Annotated in this window: 21 protein-coding genes and 1 tRNA gene; 8 read left to right on the forward strand and 14 right to left on the reverse strand. The window is 43.0% G+C overall.

Features of this window, described 5'->3' with window-relative positions:
- Nucleotides 1–8 precede the first annotated feature (8 nt).
- Entirely contained in the window at nucleotides 9–1,421 is a 1,413-nt protein-coding gene (locus tag ACLUWI_RS07190; RefSeq protein ID WP_412146759.1) for a C69 family dipeptidase, read from the reverse strand.
- 94 nt (nucleotides 1,422–1,515) lie between these two features.
- On the opposite strand from ACLUWI_RS07190, the gene ACLUWI_RS07195 reads away from it, so the two are divergent.
- Nucleotides 1,516–3,345: a monovalent cation:proton antiporter family protein gene (locus ACLUWI_RS07195; protein WP_412146760.1), complete on the forward strand. Its 1,830-nt coding sequence runs from the start codon at nucleotides 1,516–1,518 to the stop codon at nucleotides 3,343–3,345.
- A 107-nt stretch (nucleotides 3,346–3,452) separates the two neighbouring features.
- Here ACLUWI_RS07195 and ACLUWI_RS07200 read toward each other — a convergent pair whose 3' ends face one another.
- The gene (locus tag ACLUWI_RS07200; protein WP_155403349.1) at nucleotides 3,453–3,626 is read right to left on the reverse strand and encodes a hypothetical protein; all 174 of its coding nucleotides are present in this window, start codon (nucleotides 3,624–3,626) and stop codon (nucleotides 3,453–3,455) included.
- Nucleotides 3,627–3,831: 205 nt separating this feature from the next.
- Between ACLUWI_RS07200 and ACLUWI_RS07205 the strand changes: the two genes are divergently transcribed.
- From ACLUWI_RS07205 to ACLUWI_RS07215, 3 genes are all read left to right on the forward strand, one after another.
- Complete coding sequence (locus tag ACLUWI_RS07205) at nucleotides 3,832–5,010, forward strand: thiolase family protein (protein WP_412146761.1); 1,179 nt, start codon at nucleotides 3,832–3,834, stop codon at nucleotides 5,008–5,010.
- Between the two features lie 217 nt (nucleotides 5,011–5,227).
- Nucleotides 5,228–5,863, forward strand: coding sequence for a phosphatase PAP2 family protein (locus ACLUWI_RS07210; protein WP_412146762.1), 636 nt, complete (start codon nucleotides 5,228–5,230; stop codon nucleotides 5,861–5,863).
- A gap of 59 nt (nucleotides 5,864–5,922) precedes the next feature.
- Nucleotides 5,923–6,011, forward strand: a tRNA-Ser gene (locus tag ACLUWI_RS07215).
- A 1,790-nt stretch (nucleotides 6,012–7,801) separates the two neighbouring features.
- Here the strand turns inward: ACLUWI_RS07215 and ACLUWI_RS07220 are convergent.
- From ACLUWI_RS07220 to ACLUWI_RS07265, 10 genes are all read right to left on the reverse strand, one after another.
- The gene (locus tag ACLUWI_RS07220; RefSeq protein ID WP_412146763.1) at nucleotides 7,802–8,236 is read right to left on the reverse strand and encodes an ArpU family phage packaging/lysis transcriptional regulator; all 435 of its coding nucleotides are present in this window, start codon (nucleotides 8,234–8,236) and stop codon (nucleotides 7,802–7,804) included.
- An 87-nt stretch (nucleotides 8,237–8,323) separates the two neighbouring features.
- Complete coding sequence (locus ACLUWI_RS07225; protein ID WP_412146764.1) at nucleotides 8,324–8,851, reverse strand: hypothetical protein; 528 nt, start codon at nucleotides 8,849–8,851, stop codon at nucleotides 8,324–8,326.
- Nucleotides 8,852–9,323: 472 nt separating this feature from the next.
- Nucleotides 9,324–10,742, reverse strand: a complete 1,419-nt coding sequence (locus tag ACLUWI_RS07230) for a phage/plasmid primase, P4 family (protein WP_412146765.1) — start codon at nucleotides 10,740–10,742, stop codon at nucleotides 9,324–9,326.
- A complete protein-coding gene (locus tag ACLUWI_RS07235) occupies nucleotides 10,732–11,505 on the reverse strand; it encodes a bifunctional DNA primase/polymerase (RefSeq protein ID WP_278770023.1) in 774 nt (257 codons plus the stop codon). Before ACLUWI_RS07235 ends, ACLUWI_RS07230 begins: the two co-directional genes overlap by 11 nt.
- Nucleotides 11,506–11,520: 15 nt before the next feature.
- Complete coding sequence (locus tag ACLUWI_RS07240; protein WP_278770020.1) at nucleotides 11,521–11,742, reverse strand: hypothetical protein; 222 nt, start codon at nucleotides 11,740–11,742, stop codon at nucleotides 11,521–11,523.
- A gap of 213 nt (nucleotides 11,743–11,955) precedes the next feature.
- Nucleotides 11,956–12,261, reverse strand: coding sequence for a hypothetical protein (locus ACLUWI_RS07245; RefSeq protein ID WP_412146766.1), 306 nt, complete (start codon nucleotides 12,259–12,261; stop codon nucleotides 11,956–11,958).
- A 17-nt stretch (nucleotides 12,262–12,278) separates the two neighbouring features.
- On the reverse strand, nucleotides 12,279–12,416 hold the full coding sequence (locus ACLUWI_RS07250) for a hypothetical protein (protein ID WP_278770016.1): 138 nt from the start codon (nucleotides 12,414–12,416) through the stop codon (nucleotides 12,279–12,281).
- 44 nt (nucleotides 12,417–12,460) lie between these two features.
- Nucleotides 12,461–12,733 carry a DNA-binding protein gene (locus ACLUWI_RS07255; RefSeq protein ID WP_278770013.1) on the reverse strand — a complete coding sequence of 91 codons (273 nt, stop codon included), beginning with the start codon at nucleotides 12,731–12,733 and terminating at the stop codon, nucleotides 12,461–12,463.
- A 5-nt stretch (nucleotides 12,734–12,738) separates the two neighbouring features.
- A complete protein-coding gene (locus tag ACLUWI_RS07260; RefSeq protein WP_412146767.1) occupies nucleotides 12,739–13,392 on the reverse strand; it encodes a Bro-N domain-containing protein in 654 nt (217 codons plus the stop codon).
- A gap of 15 nt (nucleotides 13,393–13,407) precedes the next feature.
- Nucleotides 13,408–13,593 (reverse strand): helix-turn-helix domain-containing protein, encoded by a 186-nt coding sequence (locus ACLUWI_RS07265; protein ID WP_412146768.1) that lies wholly within the window; start codon nucleotides 13,591–13,593, stop codon nucleotides 13,408–13,410.
- Between the two features lie 175 nt (nucleotides 13,594–13,768).
- Here ACLUWI_RS07265 and ACLUWI_RS07270 point away from each other — a divergent pair, with 175 nt between their 5' ends.
- The 3 genes from ACLUWI_RS07270 to ACLUWI_RS07280 all read left to right on the forward strand — a co-directional run bounded on the left by ACLUWI_RS07270 (nucleotide 13,769) and on the right by ACLUWI_RS07280 (nucleotide 18,385).
- Complete coding sequence (locus ACLUWI_RS07270) at nucleotides 13,769–14,509, forward strand: helix-turn-helix domain-containing protein (protein WP_412146769.1); 741 nt, start codon at nucleotides 13,769–13,771, stop codon at nucleotides 14,507–14,509.
- Nucleotides 14,510–14,914: 405 nt separating this feature from the next.
- On the forward strand, nucleotides 14,915–15,997 hold the full coding sequence (locus ACLUWI_RS07275; RefSeq protein WP_278769863.1) for a tyrosine-type recombinase/integrase: 1,083 nt from the start codon (nucleotides 14,915–14,917) through the stop codon (nucleotides 15,995–15,997).
- A 615-nt stretch (nucleotides 15,998–16,612) separates the two neighbouring features.
- Nucleotides 16,613–18,385 carry an oleate hydratase gene (locus tag ACLUWI_RS07280; protein WP_412146770.1) on the forward strand — a complete coding sequence of 591 codons (1,773 nt, stop codon included), beginning with the start codon at nucleotides 16,613–16,615 and terminating at the stop codon, nucleotides 18,383–18,385.
- Between the two features lie 122 nt (nucleotides 18,386–18,507).
- Here the strand turns inward: ACLUWI_RS07280 and ACLUWI_RS07285 are convergent, their stop codons facing one another.
- Both ACLUWI_RS07285 and serC read right to left on the reverse strand, forming a co-directional pair.
- A complete protein-coding gene (locus ACLUWI_RS07285; protein ID WP_412146771.1) occupies nucleotides 18,508–19,683 on the reverse strand; it encodes a phosphoglycerate dehydrogenase in 1,176 nt (391 codons plus the stop codon).
- 12 nt (nucleotides 19,684–19,695) lie between these two features.
- A complete protein-coding gene (serC, locus tag ACLUWI_RS07290) occupies nucleotides 19,696–20,778 on the reverse strand; it encodes a 3-phosphoserine/phosphohydroxythreonine transaminase (RefSeq protein ID WP_412146772.1) in 1,083 nt (360 codons plus the stop codon).
- Between the two features lie 312 nt (nucleotides 20,779–21,090).
- Between serC and ACLUWI_RS07295 the strand changes: the two genes are divergently transcribed.
- Nucleotides 21,091–21,711, forward strand: a complete 621-nt coding sequence (locus ACLUWI_RS07295; RefSeq protein ID WP_412146773.1) for a histidine phosphatase family protein — start codon at nucleotides 21,091–21,093, stop codon at nucleotides 21,709–21,711.
- Nucleotides 21,712–21,738 lie beyond the last annotated feature (27 nt).

A 21,738-nucleotide genomic window follows, 5' to 3' on the forward strand; every position in this document is an offset into this window, starting at 1 on the left:
ATTATTTATTACAGGTTTTCATCTGTGTTAAAATTCAAAGGACAGTAATCCGTCATTTTGGTGATTAATTCTAAGCTTAACTGACGATAGGCGTTTAAAACATCGGTCGCGAAGTTTTCCGACTGACGCGTCAAGTAGTTGGTGAGTTTGGCGCCGGCCAGACCAGCTGCCTTTTCATCAGTGGCTTGGATCATGGCAATAGCTTTAGCGTTGCAGTCTTTTTGGACATCGCGCAGCATTGGCAGAAAGTCATGCAGGTGACTGTCGACCAAAACGCTGGCGTGCTTAAAGATCCAGTATGCGGAATTGAGCTGAGCCGGCAGCTTGCCCCGTTTGTATGGCGCCGGCGTGTCGTTGATATTGCTGAAGAATGGGACAAACGTTGATTCATTGGCAACGCCCATGGCAATCCAGTGAATGCTGTTTTTGGAAGCTCGCGACGTCTGCAGAATATGGGCTTCCTGTGTCTTGGCCAGGCTGATCGGGCGGTAGCGGTGCTTTTCTTCATCTGAACCGGTACCAATTGGATCAAATGGCGTTCCTTCATAATGCGAGCCAAGGTAGGCCTGGGCGTCAAAGATTGACAGCTTGCGTTCGGGCTTCATCAAAAATGGCAGGTCGGTAGCTTCCGGCTGCTCGTCTTGTGCGGCTTTTGGGCTGAACATTTGATGACCATACCAAACGCGTGGTTCACTGTAGACGGCATCTGAGCGGTCAGCCGTACCAAAAATCTGGCGGAAGTTAAAGGTACCAGGGTGCGGATTAAGATTGTTTTTTTCAACGAATTCCTGAATTCCGGGATGATACATGAAGTTCTCCGAATCGTCAAAATCAATCTCTTGAATGGCTAATTGATTGGCAACGACAGCATAGCAGTCATCAGGAATCCGCTGAGCAACCCAGTAGTGACCAGCACCAGTCTCGAGGTACCAAGCTTCATCGTCATCAGCAAACAGAATGCCGTTGGTTTCGCCAGTTCCGTATTTGGCAACCAGCTCGCCAAGTCTTTGCACCCCTTCGCGAGCAGTCTTGACGTATGGCAAAACGACCGTAACCATGGCCTCTTCATTTAAGCCTTCTTTAACGAGTGGATCATAGCCTAACACCAGATCGTTGGAATAGGCGCTTTCGGTTGCACTCATGGCCACACCGTATTCATTGATGCCGGCTTCTTCAAACAGGCCGTATTTGTCGGTCCATTCTGGTGTTGCCGTATAGCGAGCACTGATCTTAGGCAGCGTCAGTTCAAGTTTGGTATCCTTAGAAACGAATTGAGATGGCATTTCGCCGCGTGCGTGGACAACCAAGCGTTTGGGCCAGGCTGCCTTGGCATCTTCATTGCGGCCGATCATGATTGAGCCATCGCGACTGGCCTTTTTGCCAATCAGAATGCTGGTACATGCCGATAGTTTTTGTGACATTTTCAGGTCCCCTTATCTGGATTTTGTAACTTCATGTATTTATTTTAACCCAAACAATCAATAAAATTAAACGAAAAGTGGAGGAAATTAAATAATGGAACAGCTTTCAATGTTTGTTATTATGTTTTCAGCCCTGCTGATTCCAATCTTAATGGCGCGCTTTAAAGTTGCCAGTGTGCCAACTGCTGTAGCGGAAATTATCGTTGGGATTATCTTGGGCAAGAGCGGCTTTAATCTGGTCGTCCAAACTCATGACTTGACTTTCTTATCCAGTCTGGGCGTGATCGTCTTGATGTTTTTATCAGGGATGGAGATCAACTTCAGCCTATTCAAGAAGCGGCCTGGGGCACCCAAGGACAAAAAATCACCGGTTAATCTGGCCGTTGCTTCATTTGTTGGTATCATGCTAACCGCGTTTGTTCTTGGAATGGCATTGAAGACAACGGGGATGTTCAATGACGTTCTACTGGCAACGATCATTTTCTCAACGGTGGCGCTGGGCGTAGTGATTGCCACGCTGAAGGAAAAAGAAATTCTCAGCCGGCCGATGGGACAGACGATTCTTTTGACGGCCGTTTTAGGCGAGGTCGTTCCCATGCTTTCGCTGACGGTGTATGCGTCGATCAATGGTGGCAATGCCGAGCGTTTATGGATGATCGTGCTGCTTTTTTTGGCGGCAATCGTGCTTTTGAATCGGTTCAAGCAGCCGTTTATCTGGTTTAACAAAGTCACCAAGGCAACGACACAGCTGGATATTCGGCTGGCTTTCTTTCTGATCTTTACGCTGGTGACGCTGGCTGAGACGGTTGGGGCCGAAAATATCCTGGGAGCCTTTTTAGCCGGGATGGTAATGAAGCTGCTGGAGCCAAGTGAAGCTACCCAGGACAAGCTTACCTCAATCGGCTATGGCTTTTTCATCCCGATTTTCTTTTTAATGACCGGTGTCAAGCTGAATCTGCGCACGCTGCTGACCAATCCGCATGCTCTGGCGCTGATTCCGGTACTGGTAGTCTGCTTTATCCTGGCAAAAATTATACCAATGCTGGTCTTTCGGCAGCGATTCAACGGTCGGAATGCGTTTGCTGGCGGGTTCCTGCTGGTTACGACGATTACGCTGGTTCTGCCAACGCTGCAGGTCGCGCGCAATCTGCATGCCATTACTGCGACACAATCAGATGCCTTTGTCTTGGCGGCCGTGATCGTCTGCATTATCGCGCCAATCGTCTTTAACTCAGTCTATCGTCTTGCACCAGAAGACAAGCTCAAGCAGCGTGTCGTCTTTTTGGGGACCAATGTTTTCAGTGTTCCCGTTGCTCAGCAGCTGTCGCGTAACTGGTATGAGGTACGAATGGTTACGGACAGTCAGGACAACTATAAAACCTATGACAGTGAAGTTAAAAATCTGACCTACCTGCCGGAACTAAGCGAAGCAGCCTTAGAGAAGGGTAAGTTTTTTGACTGCGACATCATGGCGATTGACTATCTGGATGATGCCAAAAACTTCCGGCTGGCCAAACTTGCTAAAGCGCACCACGTCAACCGCGTGATTGCTGGTCAGAATCAGCGTAATCTGGATGAGGATCAGCGCAACAAACTGCAAAAACTCGGGGTTGAGATCTTTAATGTCTACAATGTGCAAACAAGTGTGCTGCGGGCCTTGATCGAGTCACCATCCATTATGACGATGCTCAATAGTACCGAAGCCGGGCTTTATGAAGTCGTGGTCCGCAATCGCCGCTATACCGGTCAGCAATTGCAGGCACTGCCGTTTATCGATCAGATGACGGTCAGTCGGATTCGTCGTGGGACGCAGTGGCTGATTCCAAGGGGGACGACGGTGATCGAACCTGGCGACCATTTGATCTTTACTGGTAAAGCCAGCGATGTTGCCAATATTCGGGCCGAACTGCGCAAACGCAACTAGGAAAAATCAAAAACAGTGCCATGGCAGGTTGATGATCAAATCTGCAATGGCACTGTTTTATATTACTGAAAGCTGCCGATAACGGGATGAACGGGATGTCAGTTTGATTATTTTTGCTCAAATAAAAGCGCGCAGACAATCATGACGGCAGCCAGACCCCAGGCAGCTGCTTTAAAGATCAGCAATCCCTTAGGCGTGGTCTTAATTTCGGGATGGCGTTTCCAGTAGATCGGCATTAAAACGGCCAACAGCACACAGCCGGTTGCAATTATCCAAAACATATTAATCACCTCACGTATATTCGTAAAAACTTTACCATATATCCAGCAGGTTTTGACAATCATTAATCATTTTTTGGATAATTTGGGATTGATAAAACGAACATAAAAGGTAGCCATTAATCAATAAAGCAATTAATTGCACTGGACAGCGAAAATCGATAAACTAGGTTACGTTTGCAAGATTTCATATTGTGGGGGAAATTTAATGGAAAAAACATATATCGTTGCTGCGCGACGGACGCCAATTGGTAAATTTGGCAAGTCTTTAGCGGCCGTTTCTGCCGTGGAGCTTGGCGCAGCCGCAATCGCAGCCGTCGTCAAGGATAGCGGCGTGACCAAAGAGGCAATTGATCAAGTTTTGATGGGCAACGTAATTCAAGCTGGGGCTGGCCAGAATCCAGCTCGTCAAGCCGCAGTTAGGGCCGGGTTGGACTATGCCACGCCCGCAATCACGATTAATGACGTTTGTGGCTCAGGATTGTCAAGCGTTAATCTGGCAGCCAGTCTGATTCAATCAAATCAAGCGCGGATTGTGATTGCCGGCGGGATGGAAAGCATGTCGCGGGCGCCATATATCTTAAATCAGGCTCGTGGCGGCTATCGATTTGGGGATGGACAATTAATCGATGCTTTACAAAAAGATGCCCTGATTGATGTTGAAAATAACTATCCAATGGGAATTACCGCGGAAAACGTTGCTGAGCTTGATCAAATCAGTCGTCAAGCGCAAGATGAATTTGCCCTGCGCAGTCATCAAAAAGCAGTTGCGGCACAAACCAGTCATGCCTTTGATCATGAAATCGTCCCAGTCGAGGTTCCGACCCGCAAAGGCACCATGCTCGTTAAAGAAGATGAGTCCCCGCGCGCGGATACCTCACTTGAAGCATTACAGAAGCTAAAGCCGTCATTTACCAGTCAAGGAACGGTTACGGCGGGGAATGCTTCGGGACTTAATGATGGGGCGGCAGCCGTGATGCTGGTCTCGGAATCGGCAGTCAAGCAATATGGACTGCAGCCTTTAGCCGAGTGGCAGGCCGCAACCCTGGTCGGTATTGATCCGGCCTATATGGGACTAGGGCCAGCCTACGCGATTGAAAAATTGTTTAAGGATAATGGGATCAGCCGTGATGATATTGACCTGTATGAAATCAACGAAGCCTTTGCCTCACAATCAGTTGCCTGTCTGCGGCGGCTCAAGCTGGACGAACGGCGTGTTAACCCTCGTGGTGGTGCATTAGCGTTGGGGCATCCGGTGGGCTGTTCCGGAGCTCGAATTCTGGTGACGCTGATTCATGAAATGCATGATCTCGATGCACAGACTGGGATTGCCAGCCTGTGCATCGGTGGCGGCATGGGCGTGGCCTGCCTGGTTGAAAAGGCATAGAAAAGATTAATCTTAAAACAGCCAAAGCTCTTTTAACGAGTCAGGCTGTTTTTTAGACCAATGATTGGTTGAGAGATGAGCCTTGCCAGCGTGTCTGAGCAGCTTGGCTCAAAAGAAGCAATCAGAAGTAATGACTGGTCGAGAATAAACATTGGTAAAGGAATGGAAAAATAGTAAAATACTAATTTAGATGCTTAGTTTTGAGAGGATTTTGATTATGAAAAAGTCGCGTTGGATTGATTTTGGCGTTGTCTGTGGTTTGTTTTTTCTGGCTTTCATGTTTGCTGTTTTGCGTCATGACTCCCAGATCAAAACCATGGACCAGGCTGGCTTTGCTTTAACGATGCCAATTACGGCTATGAAAACTCGCGTCATGCTTTTCATTACCGCATTCGGCTCGCCACAGTTTCTAGGACCGGTAACGCTGGTAATGATGCTGATTCTATGGTGGAAAAAACAGCTTGGCATCAGCATGTGGTATGGCGCGATGCAGTTTGTGGGGTATCTGCTGGTAATTTTCTTTAAGACCAGCGTTATGCGGCCTCGTCCTGCTCATCGATTAGAAAAAATCGGCGGGTATAGTTTTCCTAGCGGCCATACCTTTGCAACCGTAATTTTTGTCCTGACGATTTTGGCTTTGCTTTGGCCACTCTTCAAGTCGAACTGGAGCCGACTGCTTGGCAGCGTTCTTGGCGCTTGCTGGATTTTTCTGATTATGTATTCGCGCGTCTATCTGCACGTCCACTATGCCAGTGACGTCTGGGCTGGTTTGTTGCTGGCGCTTTGCTGGTGGCTGATCGCCAACTCGCAAAAAGAACGCTTTATGAATTGGCTGGCTGAAATTCAAAAATAATTACTTACTACTCTTGTCAAATCTGTAAAAATTCGCTATACTAGTTAGCGTTGACTTATGGAGAGTTGGCAGAGTGGTAATGCACCGGACTCGAAATCCGGCGAACCCGTGTTGAGCGGGCGCGCAGGTTCAAATCCTGTACTCTCCTTTTTCAAGGTTTTTAACGAAAAATAATAGCCTTCAAACGTTGATATATCAGCATTCTTGATTTTGCTAATATCCGTTTGAAGGTTATTTTTTATTAAATCCACGACAATTTCACGACAAAATAAAACCTCTTGCTGGCATGGATAGGCCGCCTTTTTTAAAGGGTGGTCTTTTTTTATTTTGCCGTAATTGCGGGGTTCGATTTAAGGCTTCAAAGTCAAGTTTTGACTGGTTTTAATGTTAGGTTTTGTTAGGTAGCTAAGCCCCTTGTTCATCTCTTGAAAGCTGCCTATTAGGTGAGTCCAAAAATGGATTGTCCAAAAAAAGGGCCAAAACCGGAAATTTTTGGAAATTAGGCAGCTTGTTCCTGGTTGTTATTTCGCCATTTTCTCGGCTGCGGGATTTTCCGCAATCGAATTATTATCTTTATATCTGATTGCGTTGCTAGGTTCACAATTAAATCAATCAGAATTATCTGACTACCTTTATTTCATCCCTCGCAAGTCGCTTTGCCTATCCCTTAAAAGCCGCTTAATTGTGTAAAATTGTGAACTAACAACCGTAACTGTTCCCACTACTGATTCCTTTTTATACCAGTCTAATCTGCCACTTTGAGTAGAAAACTAGCTGCTTGATATGGCTTTGCTAGTTTTTGATAACTGCTAAAATGTCCAATTTTGTCCAGCCTTTGCTTTGTGTCCAATTGTGGACAATCTAATCATTTTGAGTTGTCCAGTTGTGGCCAACTTTTTTCAGGTTTTATCAGGTTTCAACCAATCCAGTTTTGGCTTGGTTCATCCCTGCCACTTGTTGGGTTTCCTTATTTTTAAGGTGGCCCAATCCAGTTTTGGATTCGGCTGCTTTCGGCAAAAGTGTCGAAAGTGCAATATCTGCTACTTGTTGGGGATGTCATTCTCCACTTGTGGTGAAAGTTTATTTATGGCCTGTAATGAGCGGACTTTAAAGTACGGTCGTTACTCAATAACAAAACGTTATTGAGTTTCAAAACTCTTATTTAACCGGGCTCAATTTTGATCTGGGCTTTTGATAGTCCATTTTTGGGCTCTCCATTTTCTCGACTGTCGAATTTTCGACTGTCGAATTAACATTTAGACTCATTTAAGCGGCGTTTTTCCCAATATGTTGAGAAAATGATCGCTCTGCCAAGCCTTGATGTCTTTCATCAAATTTGTAAAAAGGGCCGTTTTGTCCAATTTTGTCCAAGTCAATCATGGTAAATAGATAAAACCAATACTGGATTCATTTTCGCTTGTCTATGTTGGGCTTTATCAAACATGAATGGTCAACTATAAGCGGCTACTGCTTTTCATTGCGTTTAAATTGCGTTTAACCCTAGCATTTCCTAGCTTTTAGCGTTTAAGGTTAACATTAGTTAACAAAGATAGGCTCAATTTTGATCCTTTCTCTTTTAATGATCATGAACGATCAACTATTAACAGATACTGCTTTTCATTGTGGCTCAGTGCCGTTTATAGCCCCCCTACACTAAAATGTTTTTAAAAGCCGTTACCGTTAAAAGCAATGGCAATGTGTGCGCTCTGCCAATTTTTAGGCAGGGCGGGGGGATGTTTGTTTTAGGTGGTTTAGGAACAATTTCTTTATTGCTATATCCGTCTTCAAAGTCAAGCCTGACAATGGTTTGCTGATCTTTTGTCAGCCTTGAAAAAGGGTCGTTTATTGCTCCATCTTGCTTAAGCCAATTAAAAAAGGGGTCGGTAAAACGCCGATCCCTTTTAATTCCTACATTTTCCTACATTTCAAACAACTAATTCAGTTTTCAGCAAATACTCTTAATTCTCTGCCGTATCTAGCATAATTTTCGGCAAACTCGCAAAGGGCCTTTTGTTGATACAAGCCATATTGCGACTTGCTAAGGCAAAAATATTCCTCCATTTGTCGGTGTGGCCGTTCTTCAATGCACCTCATGATAATTATCTTTTTAGTTTTTTCGCTACACGTGTTAATGGCTGCCGCTATGGTTTCTAATTCTTGGTCAGCATTAACTGCCTCTAAATAGCATGATTCAATGCCATTGATTGCGTGGTTGCTGCTGCCAGTCTTGGTTAAGTTTGGGGATGTAATAAAGCCGGTTAGTTTTCTGCCAGCCATTGCTTGCAATTCTTGCACGTCATTTTTAAAAAAGGCTCTAACGTTTGCGCCGGTCTTTACTTTATCTACCGGTTTTGTTTTAAACAATACTCCCAAAGTTTCATCCCCCTTAACTCAAAACAAAAAGCACGGTTACACTTATAAGCTGCTACAAGTGTTATAATTAGGCGTGCTTTTTACTTACTATGCTTTAATTTTAAGTTTTTCCCCGTTGCCTGCTGGTAGCGGGGTTTTTATTTTGTCCAGCTGACCGCTGACCATAGCCCGCAATAGATTAGCAGCAATATTTGTTTCGTCCATATTGGCTAAAAAGTCATTGGCTCGCTGAACTGCTATTGATTGATGTTGTGTTAGATGTAAGGCTGCTAGGCTATTACCGCTAACGGTTCGCTTTTTGCTCTTTGTATTTCTGTAAATCGTGTCCAGTCTTTCAACCGCTGACAATGTTTTGAACGTATCACCATTTAATGCCAGCAAGTCCATTACTTTCTGATATACGCCATTGTTTAGGCTCAATACAAGCCAATAGCAGGCTTTGATGTTATTCAGGTCATGGCCAAGTAGTGGCAGCATAGTTTCAGCAATATCATTTAGTTTCTTGTCGCCTTGCGTTAACTCATAGCGATATAGGCTTTTAATGCCTTTTAGTGCCGTGTGGTAGTCATATCGTAAGGCGTGGCCGTGTTGGTCGCTGATTGTGATTAATCTCATGTTCATCCCTCAATTCTTTCTATTAATTATTTGCGGTGCAATTCTAGCTTATTTTGCACTGATAAATATATTCTTGATAAAAAGGCGGCCTTAATAACCGCCTTTATTTGCTTAATACCATTCGTTGTTGTCTGAATCCTCTGCATCTGCTAACCGGTCTAACAAGCTCCAAGCAATGTTCCTTTGCTCCTCTGTTGATGTGGGGTCATTTAGTACAGTACTAGCTGCCATCCTAACTGCGTAACCATCCATTAATACATGGCCATCTTGTACTTTAAAATGCTGGTCGGGGATGTTACCAAGTTACTGTTTTTTGTCTGCTTCTCATTCCTATATATATGGATAGGGGTATAGCTTTTTTACTATATATTTATTTACTTTATATAAATAATAGTAACTTGGTAACTCGCTTACTGTCGCAAGGGTTAACGTGGCAAAAATAGCGGTAACCGGGTAGTAACTTCGGTAACTTTTACACTTTTTCAGACTGGTTTAATTTGATGTTGATGTAACTCTTATACGCTCTACCATCAATTTTTGCGGTGGTGTCATATATTTTAGGTGTAGTATCCAACCGCTTTAATTCTTTGGTAAATTGAACGCTGGAAAGTGGCTTATAACCATTCTCAAAGCAGAAATTCTTGTACGCTTGATAAACGTAAACTTTCTTTTCTCTTGCATCCTCTTCAACAGTGCAATAATCATCTACAAATTCAATAACATGGTTGTTTGCCCCGCTCCATTCATCATTTAGTTTGTCCATAGTTGGGGATGTTTTAATACGTTCCTGGTTGTGAACTTCCCAAAAAGCCCGCATACACTTATAAGCAAACTGTGGAATTTCACGATAGATAGCCTTTAAACTGAAACGCTCTCTAAAATTAGGAATCTTTTTAAAAGGGATGATGATTGCCCGGCGTTTGAAGCCACCAGAATTGTCTTTGAAGGCTGGTAAGTCATTAGCTGCAAACATTAACTTAGTAAACAATTTGACTTTATAGGCGTCCTTCCCTTTGTTTTCTACGTCTATTCTGTCATTACCAGATATTTTTTTAAGTTTATCTGGCTTTCTGATTAGTGCATTGGTAATGTCTGCATCATAATTTAGTTGCATTCCAACAAGGCGGGAAAGTGCAAACTTGTTGTTCTCAATAGCTAAGTTTTCCAGTGATACCGTGCTAGTATTTTCATCCCCAATTAATTCATCTAGCCAATTAAAGAATGTACTTTTACCATCCCCGCCATTAGCAAGTAAAATAATGAATGCTTGCCAGGTTATATTGGTTCGATAAAACAGATAGCCGATATATTGCATTAATAGGGTATAACCATCTTCCCCTACGCTTTCGATTAACCATTTATCTGTGTTCGGTGTAGGCCGCTTGCTAGGATTGAGTGAGTAGTTGCGACCTCGTGAAAAATAATAATTAGGTGAGTGGGGTAGCATTTTATCTTCTGCAAAACTATAAACACCATTTTTAAAATGTACTTTGTCAACGTCCACAACGTCATTGATGGTATAACTAGCATTAAGCGTATCAATTGAACTAATAACAAATGTTGTTGTGTCGTGCATTTTACGGCTTGACCAGTCATTAATTTTGTTAAGTTGGTTTGTAACCTGTTTGTCTATTTGCTGCTTAGTGATAATCTGCCATAGTCCTAGTTTTGAATTGTAAGAGTATAAATCTAAGTTTTTGCCATGCTGGAAGTACATAAACTTATTACTATCTAGGATATGTTTTCCTAGTAATGGCGGGGTCGTATAAATTCCATTTTTCCCTTTGATAGCCCACGCTGGGACTGTGGGGGATTTTTTCTTTTTGTTGTCTAATTCATCAAATAAGGCATTAACAGTGGAATCATTAATTTGATGGTTGTTACTGCTCATTTTTCAGCTCCTCTCTTAATACACTGGCAACAATTCGGCTTAACTCTTTATCATTCAGTGGTGGGGTATTGAATTGATTAGCATAATTAATTAGCGTCCAAACGGTGTATTTTTCTGCGCCGGCGTGAATCATCTGCCCGCATAACCGGGTCATGTAATCATTCCTCTGGCCTTCTGGTGCGCCTTGTACAATGTTATCTAAAACAATACCCGTCCATTTCTTGCCAGGCTCATAGTGCCATTTTTGGTGGCTTGTTTGGGGATGATAATTGCTTATCATATCAACTAGTAGCTTGCTGGGTTTTCCTATTGGCGTATATGAATTAATCCAATGATAATTGCCTTTATCTGTTGTTGACGGTGGAACTAATACATAGTTGTTTTTATGTGCCTTAATATCTATGCCAGGAAGTAATCCAATTACTTGTTTAACCTGGCCATTTTTGGGCTTGCTATAAAACATTTGAAAGCCACCGCTTGATGTTTGCTGCGTCTTAGTCGGTAAAATAGTACCTTGTGGAAGGTTCTTAATTGATGTCAGCCCATCATGCCCGTGTGCTTTCTTGGTATCAATATCAACTACAAAAAAATCAATGGTTCGCAATGCAATGTTGGCATTAGGCCACTTCCCCCAATAATATTTAATCTGGTCAACGGTCAGCGGTGGACGGTTAGCGAACTTAATTAACGGCTGCTTGCCATTCATTGGCAGAACTGAAAAACCTAATTCAGCATATTTAATAGCGGCGCTTAGCTTATTCATTGGCTTTCATCCCTTCTAGCCGTGTGATTTACCGTCCGCTTTAACTGTTGCATGATTCAGCAGACTTTTAATTTTGTTGATGGTTTCGCCATAGTCTTTAAAAAATCGTTCATCTGTAATGATTCCATTGTTTCCTAATTTTTCCATTTCTTTAGTGAAATGCCCTTGAACCGCTACTAGCGCTTTGTTGCCTTTGTGGTCATCAGTCATGTAAAATTTGTATTCTTGTTCAGCCATGTTTTACCTCTTTAATTTCTTGTATTAGTTAGCATTAAGGGGTCGATACTTCATAGACCCCCAGATAAATATTGGGGATGTCCCCGCTAAAAGTGATTCATGATAAAATAGGCAAGGCGGTTTAATTACTGCTTTATCTATTTATTTGGCCTGTTAATGCTGTTTGATGTGGTAGTTAGTCAGCATTAACGGCTTTTTTTGTTTCATGAAGCATTATTCTTGGTCCTCTAAATTAGCGTTACTGATTGCTTCTGCCCGCCGGGTGATTTGTGCAATTTGTGATGTTAACGGGGCTAGGGCTGCCATTCGTTCATCATTGTTAGTAATTTGAAAATAACCGTTATTTGGATATTCATACTTTGCACCAATAGGTTGATGATGTACAACTATCAAACGGTAAATGGTGGCCCGGACTTTGCGACTATTCCAGCCGGTCAGTGTAACCAGCTCTTTTAATGGTCGTGGTCGGTCCATCCCTTTTGGAATTAGCGTTAATAATTGCTGCTCTTCTTTGTCCATATTGATATTTCATCCCCTTAATCAAATACTAGGAACAGTAAATCTATAATCAAAATTACGGCGGGCATTGTTGCCAGATATGCCCAAAACCTATCTTCTGGATAGGCATACCAAAAATTTAAAATCTGATTGTCGATTGCTTTTAATAGTTTCATCCTCATTACTCCTAAAAACTCCATGCCGGCAAGCTGTGGAATTGTTATTTTTCGATAGTATCCATAAAGTTATCTAGGGATGTACGCTTGTAGCGTTTAACGCCTTCAATCTGAACAACAGGGATGTTATAAATCCTTTGCCATTTATTAAAAGTGCCTGGTGAAACGTGCAAATATTTACTAGCTTCTTGTTGTGTCATATACGGCGGGAAGCTGTTTTTATTTCGGGCTTCTGCTATTGCTGATTTAATAGCGGTGGCCACCATTTCACGGGTAGCCTGTTCCAATTCCGGTGGCAGCTTTAATCCAATATCCATGACTTTCACCTCGATTGTTTTTTCAGATTGTCATAAATAGTCTTTGATACTGAAATATCGAGGTTGAAACGTTTTTTAGCATTCATTAGGTCCACAACGTCATTGAGAACAGTAGGCCGGTCACGTTTCATGTTAGAAGTCATTTGATTTTTACTAATCATCTTGGGCAATCCATATTTATTGGCAATTGCCTTATTTGCAATGGAATTGGCCTTGATGTAGTCCACTTTGTTGTTAGCGTCCAGCCGTTGCATGGCCTGTTTTTGAATACGAGTATCAAGCATTTTAAAGGCTTCATAGCCCTGTAAACCCGTTTGCCTTCGTAATTGCTTAATTACCTGGTAAACCCAGTCTTGGAACTGTTCAGCTTCTGGTTTATGGCTGCCAAACACAGCTTTATAAATGCCCGGTTCAGTTAATAAGATGATTTTCCCGCCTTGACTATTAACCCCCAGTTTGGGGGTTAACTTATATTTAGCGGGGATTCGCCGGGTAAGGTGTTCAGCGTCTGAATAGTCAAGCGCTGCTGCTACGTCTTTAGCAACAACCGGCCAATCATTATTAATCTGAACAAAATGAATAGGGAAGTCATCCCAATATTCAACCTTGATAGTTAAATCATGTTTCTTTGCTGCGGCTTTAATAATTTCTTCTGTCATAAATCGCCATCCCTTTTATTTGTCTTGCGTTGTCACTACACGATGGTCAGTCATGAATTTATCTATGTCAGATTTTGCAATACGTTTAGAATTACCTACTTGGATAGTTGGCAAACCGTCTTTGATGTATTTTCGCAATGTGGTAGGTGACTTAATTCCTAAAATTTTCATAGCTTGTTGATAATTAAAATATTCAGTCATTTTTCTTCCCCCTTTTCTTCCGTTTTTAGTTAAAAGACAAGTATTGTTGTCTTTTAATGTTGAAAATCATAGCATAATAAAAAATAAAAGACAACTATTATTGGCTTTGAATGACAATAATAGTTGTCTTTTGACTGATAATGCTTTATCTTTGATAAAAAAAGAGGTGCTTATAATGATTCGGAACAGATTAAAAGAACTAATGGATGTACGAGGGTTAAAAGCTACTCGTATAGCTAACGATATTAACAATTTATCCAGAAATACTATAAACGCAACTGTTAGTAATAGCGGAAAAATGATTCAGTTTGAAACCGTTAACTTATTATGCCAATATTTAGGCGTTACACCTGCTGAATTCTTTGAGTATCTACCATTTGATGTGGATGTATCTATTGATGCTGATAACGACCCATTTATCGATTCTTCAGACCTTAATGTTGCTGCGTCTGACTGGTATATCGAACCTTTTTATTTAAATCTTTATCTAACAAAAACTAATAACAACTATTCAGCAGGGGAAAGTAAAAAAACATTCGAATTATCAGTTATTTCTGAAAATAAAATTTCTTTTAATCCTTCTAATGAATTTGGAAATAATAATCTTATTATGGATATTCCCAAACTTAAAGTTGTTTTGGGGAATCCACCAAAAGAGGAAAATATGAAATTACAGAAGGAAAACTTTTTAAATTTTTGGAATAATGATTTAACAGAAGGTTTTAGGCAAGTAATTCAAAGTAATATAAAAAATTCAATTGATAACTATCTCATAAAATTTCAATCACATATTGCTTCTGTTGAACTTCCACAATATATTTCTGTAAGCTTTAGGTTTGATGATTTTGAATCTGATTATTCAAATTTATCTAGCGGAATAGTTATGACGTACCAGCATCAACAACTTCCCTTTTAATTAAAATAAATCTTGTTTTCTAAGTAATATTTTTAGCTGCTAGGGATGTACTCGTTTATCAATAAGGGCACAAAACTGTGCTGTTCTAACTCTGCCACTTTTGGCAGAATTGTTTTTGCATTCAGTCGTGGCCATAAAATTCACGTAAGCAATCAAAATCCATTTTTGGTTTTTGAATTCGTGCTGCTAGGGATGTAGCAATTTGTAGTAGCATAGCCGTTTAGATAGCTAAATATAGTTAGTGAATAGCTTGAATGTTCATCCCCTACTATTGCCCCAATGTTGTTTTTTCGTTGGGCCTTCTTCATATTATGGACTGGACCGGGTAAATGTCCGGGCTGGTCCGCTCATAAAAATAACCTTCAATCCATGCCGGCAAGCTGTGCGATTGAAAGGGGTAATAATATGAGTTATGTAAGAAAAGCTAAAAAAGGCTATTACGGTTATGCCAGCTTTCGGGATAGCAATGGCAAATGGCGGCAAAAATCTGTTGGCTGCTTCAAGCTAAAACGGGAAGCACTGAAAGCTGCTGCTGATAAAGAAAACGAACTGGAAGCCGTGAACATAGATTTAGCGTCAATGTCCTTTGTAGACTATTACGAAAGATGGTACAAAATCTATAAAGCTAACCAAGTTTCTAGTATTTCTTTAAGTCGATATAGGACAATTCAAAAAGTAATTGGCCAGTATTTTGATAATACGGCATTGGTTGATATTAAACGTTCTGAATACCAGGAATTCATTAATTGGTTTGGGAAGAATCATGCTCAAAGTACAGTTTCTAAGTTGAATAGCATTATTAGGGCTTGTATTGGCTACGCAATTGATGATGATGTTATCACCAAAGACTTCACTCATAATGTTCAGCTTGTCTTTAACATGAAAAAAAGGAAAGTTGAATATTTAAATAACGATGAACTGATAAAACTTAAAACGGCCGTTATTGAAAGCCTTAATCATTACAATACTAGCCGCTATATGATATTAACTGCCATCTATACAGGGATGAGAAAGAGTGAAATACAGGCGCTTACCTGGAAAGATATAGACTTCCTTCACGCTACGATTACCATAAATAAATCGTGGGATGATACAAAAAAGGCCTTCAAACCAACTAAAACAGAATCTAGCAACCGGATAATCAAGGTTAACCGGGAATTGCTGAAACGATTAGCAGATTTGAAGGCTAATAATACAACTATGGTATTTCAAAATGTGCTAGGGACTATTCCAACTAGCAGCGCTTTAAATAAAACTCTTTTATCTATTATGAAGGATGTCGGCATAGAAAAACAAGGCTTTCACTTCCATTCATTACGTCATGTTCATGTGGCCTATCTGTTAAGCAAGGGGATAGATATATACGCCATTAGCAAGCGTTTAGGTCATTCAGATATTACTATTACACTACGAGCCTATTCATACTTGATTGATGAGTATAAGGCCAAAAATGATAGTTTAATTATTGATAAACTTGCGGAACTTTAAGCTCCACGACAATTTCACGACAAAACAAGCGACAAACGTTGATATATCAATGACTAGTTTTCCTGTACTCTCCTTTTTCAGAGACATCTAAAACTGACTAAAAGCCCCAAAGCCTTGATATGATAGGTTTTGGGGTTTTAGTAATCACTAGAAATTGCAAAGTGTAGACACCATATAGACACCTAGACACTTAATAGTTTTGGGCCTTTGTTAAATCGGATTGGTGAAGATCAATTCCCTGCTTCAAAAATGAAGTGGGGATTTTTTTACTGCGAAACTGGTTGATACACCGCTCAAATTTTCAAAATTATGTCGAGGCCGTGGCTGAATTTATTCAATAATGAATTTAAAAGCTGAAACTTGAAAGCACAGAACCGTGGGATTTTACCTTCGTTCTGTGCTTTCTTGCTCTAAAAACAAAAAATGCAGTTGCCCATCAGCAATAATGCAAGGTTGAGATGCTTTCTGGACGTTTTTGCACATTTTAGTTAATCTGGTTCATTAATAGACAGACTAGTAATCTGAACTTGTTCCAACGATTTGTAAGCGCTATAATAAACGTATGAACTGATGTTATCGCTTTCGCAAGGTTTATTTTACACTGGAGGGGTTTTTATGTATTATTCCAACGGTAATTATGAAGCATTTGCACGTCCTCGCAAACCTGAGGGAATCGAACAAAAACACGCCTATATTATTGGTGGGGGGCTGGCCGGCTTGGCAGCGGCCGTTTTCATGATTCGTGATGCTCAGATGCCTGGCGAAAACATTCATATCTTAGAAGAGTTGCCGGTTGCGGGGGGCTCACTTGATGGTGAGAAGCGTCCCGGCGTTGGCTACGTCATTCGGGGCGGTCGAGAAATGGAAAACCACTTTGAATGCCTTTGGGACATGTATCGCTCAATTCCTTCCCTGGAAATCCCAGGCGCCTCTTATCTGGATGAGTACTACTGGTTGGACAAGGATGATCCCAATTCATCAAACTGCCGCCTGATTCACAATCGCGGCGATCGGGTACCTAGTGATGGCAAGTATGGCGTCGAGAAGTTTTCAAAATATATCGTTAAGCTGGTCTTGACCTCAGAAGACAAATTAGAGGGCAAGACGATTGGCGACTGGTTCCCAGATGAGTTCTTTGACACTAATTTCTGGCTGTACTGGTCTACTATGTTTGCCTTTGAAAAGTGGCACTCCTTGATTGAAATGCGGCGCTACTGCATGCGCTATATTCACCATATCGATGGGCTGCCAACGCTGAGTGCCTTGAAATTCAACAAATACAACCAGTATGAGTCAATGACTAAGCCGGTCTTGGCATATCTGCAGGATCACAATGTCGACATTCAATACGACACCGTGGTCAACAATGTCTTGGTTGATACCAGCAATGACAAGAAGATTGCCAAAAAGATTCTGCTGACTAAGGATGGCAAGGATGAAGAAATCGTCTTGACCGACAACGATTATGTCTTTGTTACCAATGGCTCGATTACTGAGAGTTCAACTTATGGCGATCAGAACACGCCGGCACCGATTACGCACAGCTTAGGGCCAAGTTGGAAGCTGTGGGAGAATCTTTCCTATCAGGATGCCGATTTTGGTCATCCCGATGTCTTCTGCAAGAACGTTCCTGACCGGGCCTGGTTCATCTCAGCTACGGCAACGCTTAAGAACCGCAAGCTGGCACCATACTTTGAACGGCTGACCAAGCGCAGTCTTTATGATGGCAAGGTCAACACCGGTGGGATCATCACGGTTACCGACTCAAACTGGATGCTGAGCTTTACGATTCACAGACAACCGCACTTTAAGGATCAAAAGCCGGATGAAACGGTTGTCTGGATCTACGCGCTTTATTCCGACACGGAAGGCAACTACATCAAGAAACGGGTCGTGGACTGTTCAGGCAAAGAGATTACTGAGGAATTGCTCTACCACCTGGGCGTTCCGGTTGATGACATTGAGGGCTATGCCGAAAACGACGTCAATACCGTACCAGTATACATGCCTTATGTTACCAGCTACTTCCAGCTACGTAAAAAGGGTGATCGGCCGGCAGTCGTGCCAAAGGGATCGCAAAACCTGGCCTTCTTGGGCAACTTTGCCGAATCGCCAACTCGCGACACGGTCTTTACCACGGAATACTCGGTTCGGACCGCGATGGAAGCCGTCTACACGCTCTTTAACGTTGATCGCGGCGTTCCTGAAGTCTTTGATTCCGTCTTTGACATCCGCCAAGAACTGCGGGCCCTGTACTACTTGAGTGACAAGAAGACATTGCCAGAGATGGATCTGCCGGTACCAAAGCTGGCTGCCAAGACCGCGCTGCGCAAGCTAAAGGGAACTTGGATCGAAGAAATTCTCAAAGAGCAGCATCTGCTTGAATGATTGAAGCAATTTAAATAACCAGAACGTCAAAAGACCACCAGCGCTGATCTGCGGGTGGTCTTTTGATATTGAGCAAATAAATTAAGATAAGTGAGTCAACTTATGGCTGCTGATTGGGCGGACTAGTCGTGATGAATCAAGCGGACGCGAGTGATGGCATCGACTTGGCTTAAACGGTCAATCACTTTTTGCGCGGTTGCCGGCGTGAGGTTTGAAACATCTAGCATCGTATAGGCATAATTGCCGCGCGAACGGTTGACCAGGTTTTCAATGTTGATGCCTTCATCGGCCATAAACGTCGAAATCTGCCCCAGCATGTTCGGGATGTTTTGGTGAATCAAGGTGAAACGATCAGGACTGGCAAATGGCGCGGCTACATCCGGCAGATTGACCGAGTTTTTGATGTTGCCGGTTTCCAGATAGGTCATGATTTCATGAGCCGCGATCTGTGCACACTTGACCTCAGCTTCGACCGTTGAGCCGCCGATATGCGGCATGATGACGATATCAGGATTATTCAGGATCTGAGCCTCGCTGAAGTCAGTGTAGTACTTTTTCAGCGTGCCATCAGCCAGGGCCTTGACGGCAGCGGCATTGTCAACGATTCCTAAACGCGAGTAGTTGAGCAAAACGGCGCCGTGCTTGAAATGCTTTAATTCTTCCGTGCCGATCAGTCCAGTGGTTTCTTCATTTTTAGGAACGTGAACCGTTACGAAATCGGCGCCTTTGATAGCATCGGCAATTGTCTGTGCGCGTTTGACCTGACTTTCCAGCTGCCAAGCCGATTCAACGGAAAGATAAGGGTCATAGCCGATGACGTCCATGCCCAGATCAACGGCGGCGTTGGCAACCAGCGAGCCAACGTGGCCCATGCCAATGACGGCGATGCGCTTGCCTAAAAGCTCAGTGCCGTTGAAGCTGGTCTTTTGTTTTTCGGTCCGCAGCGTAATATCAGCACCAGGCTTGGCATTGGCACTCCACTGAACGGCCGCGATGATGTTCCGGCTGGCCATAATCATTGAGGCAACGACCAGCTCCTTAACGGCATTGGAATTGCCGCCAGGTGTATTGAAGACGACCGTGCCGTTTTCAAGGGCTTTGTCCAATGGGATGTTGTTAAAACCGGCCCCACAGCGCGCGATGACTTTCAGACTCTTGGGAAACTCATGATCATGCAGATCCACGCTGCGAATCATGTAGGCATCGGGCTGGGCTTCAGGATTATTGATCTGGTAGTCAGTCGTAAATTCATCAAGTCCGGCTTGAGCAATAGCGTTATAGGTTTTGATCTGGTACATGAAAGATTCCTCCTAGCGATTTTCTTTTTCGAATTGCTGTATAAAGTCACACAAAGCAACGACACCATCATATGGCATGGCGTTATAGATACTTGCCCGCATGCCGCCAACGAGTCGGTGACCTTTTAGATTCAATAGACCGTGTTCCTGAGCTTCTTTGATGAATTTGGCATCCAACTCAGCATTGCCGGTTACGAATGGCACGTTCATGAGCGAACGATAGCGAGGATCGACATTGTTTTTAAACAGCTTGGAGTTATCCAGACAGTCGTACAGCAATTGGGCCTTCTTGCGGTTGCGAGCGTCCATGGCCTTAACGCCACCTTGTTCATCGATCCATTTCAAAACCAGCCCGGCAACATAGATTTGGAAGATAGGCGGCGTGTTGAGCGCGGACTTTTTGGCGGCCTGCTTGGTGTAGTCGAGCATGCTTGGCAGTCCCTTGACATGACCCAGCAGCGATTTTTTCAAGATTACGATCGTGACGCCAGCAGGAGCCAGATTTTTTTGCGCACCGGCATACATCAGGGCGAATCTTTCAAACGGATAGTCTTGACCTAAGAAGTTGGAAGAAAGGTCGCCAACCAGCGGCGTACCGTTAGTTTCCGGCAGTTCTTGCCAAGCCGTACCCATGATGGTGTTGTTGGTCGTAATGTGTACGTAGTCATAGGTATCTTGTGGAATGGCTGGTACTTTTGGCAGGGTGGTGTAGTGCTGGTCTTTAGAGGAGGCCAGAATATCGGCTTCCACGCCTTTGATCAAGCGTGCTTCTTCAACGGCGCGTTCAGACCAGTGACCAGTGTCGATATAAGCGGCACGATGATGCTGACAGGCAAGGTTCAATGGCACGGCCGTAAACTGCGTGGTACCACCGCCCTGCATGAACAAAACGTCGTATTTCTGATCATCCAGATTCATCAATTTGTAGATGCGCGCCTTGGCATCCTCATAAACGTCAACAAACAGCTGAGAGCGGTGCGAGATTTCCAGAATGCTCATACCGGAATTATTGAAATCTAATAATTCAGCCTGCACTTTTTTCAAGACTTCTTTTGGCAAGACGGCCGGACCAGCCGCAAAATTATAGACAGTCATTGTCATTCCTCCAAATCTTAAACTAAAAAAGCACCCACTTGATTAAGTGAGTGCCCTTCAAATTCAGTCTCGGATTTGAATTGACCTCACTTATCGCGAAGGCCAACTCAAAATACGGCCTTCTAAACGCGGGAAGACCATGATGAGGAAACCATCAATGCAAAATCAAAATTGTTTAACAGCATATTCAGTTCCCTCCTCATCAAATTATTAATTATTGTTAACAAAATTATAATCTGATTGCAAAAAAACGTCAATAATAAATTTGATTCTGGTATAATGACCAAAAACCAAAGTCGAAAGGAAAAGAATATGACCGAATTTTACATCGTTCGCCATGGCCGCACTTTTGCCAATGCGGCCGGGCTCAAGCAGGGAACCATTAATACGCCGCAGACCTATCTGACTGACGAGGGACGCGCGCAGGCACAGCTTCTGGCCCAAAATTTTGATCTGCGTGATTTTGACGCGCTTTATGTTTCGCCTTTGGAACGCACCAAGCAGACCGCGGCGATTCTAAATGAGGAAGCGCGGCTGCCGGTCATCGAAGACAGGCGTTTATTGGAGATTTCTTATGGGGACTGGGATGGTCAACCGAATGCTGATCTGATGAATCAATATCCAAAATTGTTTTCGACGTTTGTCAAGGATGTACGTCCCGAATATGCTGCGGTTGCCCATGGCGAAACATTTGAACATGTGGAAAAGCGCGTTCAGGACTTTATAAAAGACGTTACGGCTCAGCATCCAGACGAGCGGGTCGTTGTTGTTACGCATGGCTTTACGGTCCGTTCGTTTGCGGCCAGTGCCACGCATGCGCCAGGCTTGACGATTCTGGAGCCAGAAAACTGCAGCGTTACTAAATTAATCGTTGAGCCCACCTCGCTTGAGCAGCATCTGATCTATTACAACCGTTCTACTCAAGGATTCTAAAGCATCAAAAAGACTGATCACGCGCAA

The sequence above is a fragment of the Limosilactobacillus mucosae genome, from assembly GCF_046939755.1.
Taxonomy (GTDB): Bacteria; Bacillota; Bacilli; order Lactobacillales; family Lactobacillaceae; genus Limosilactobacillus; species Limosilactobacillus mucosae_A.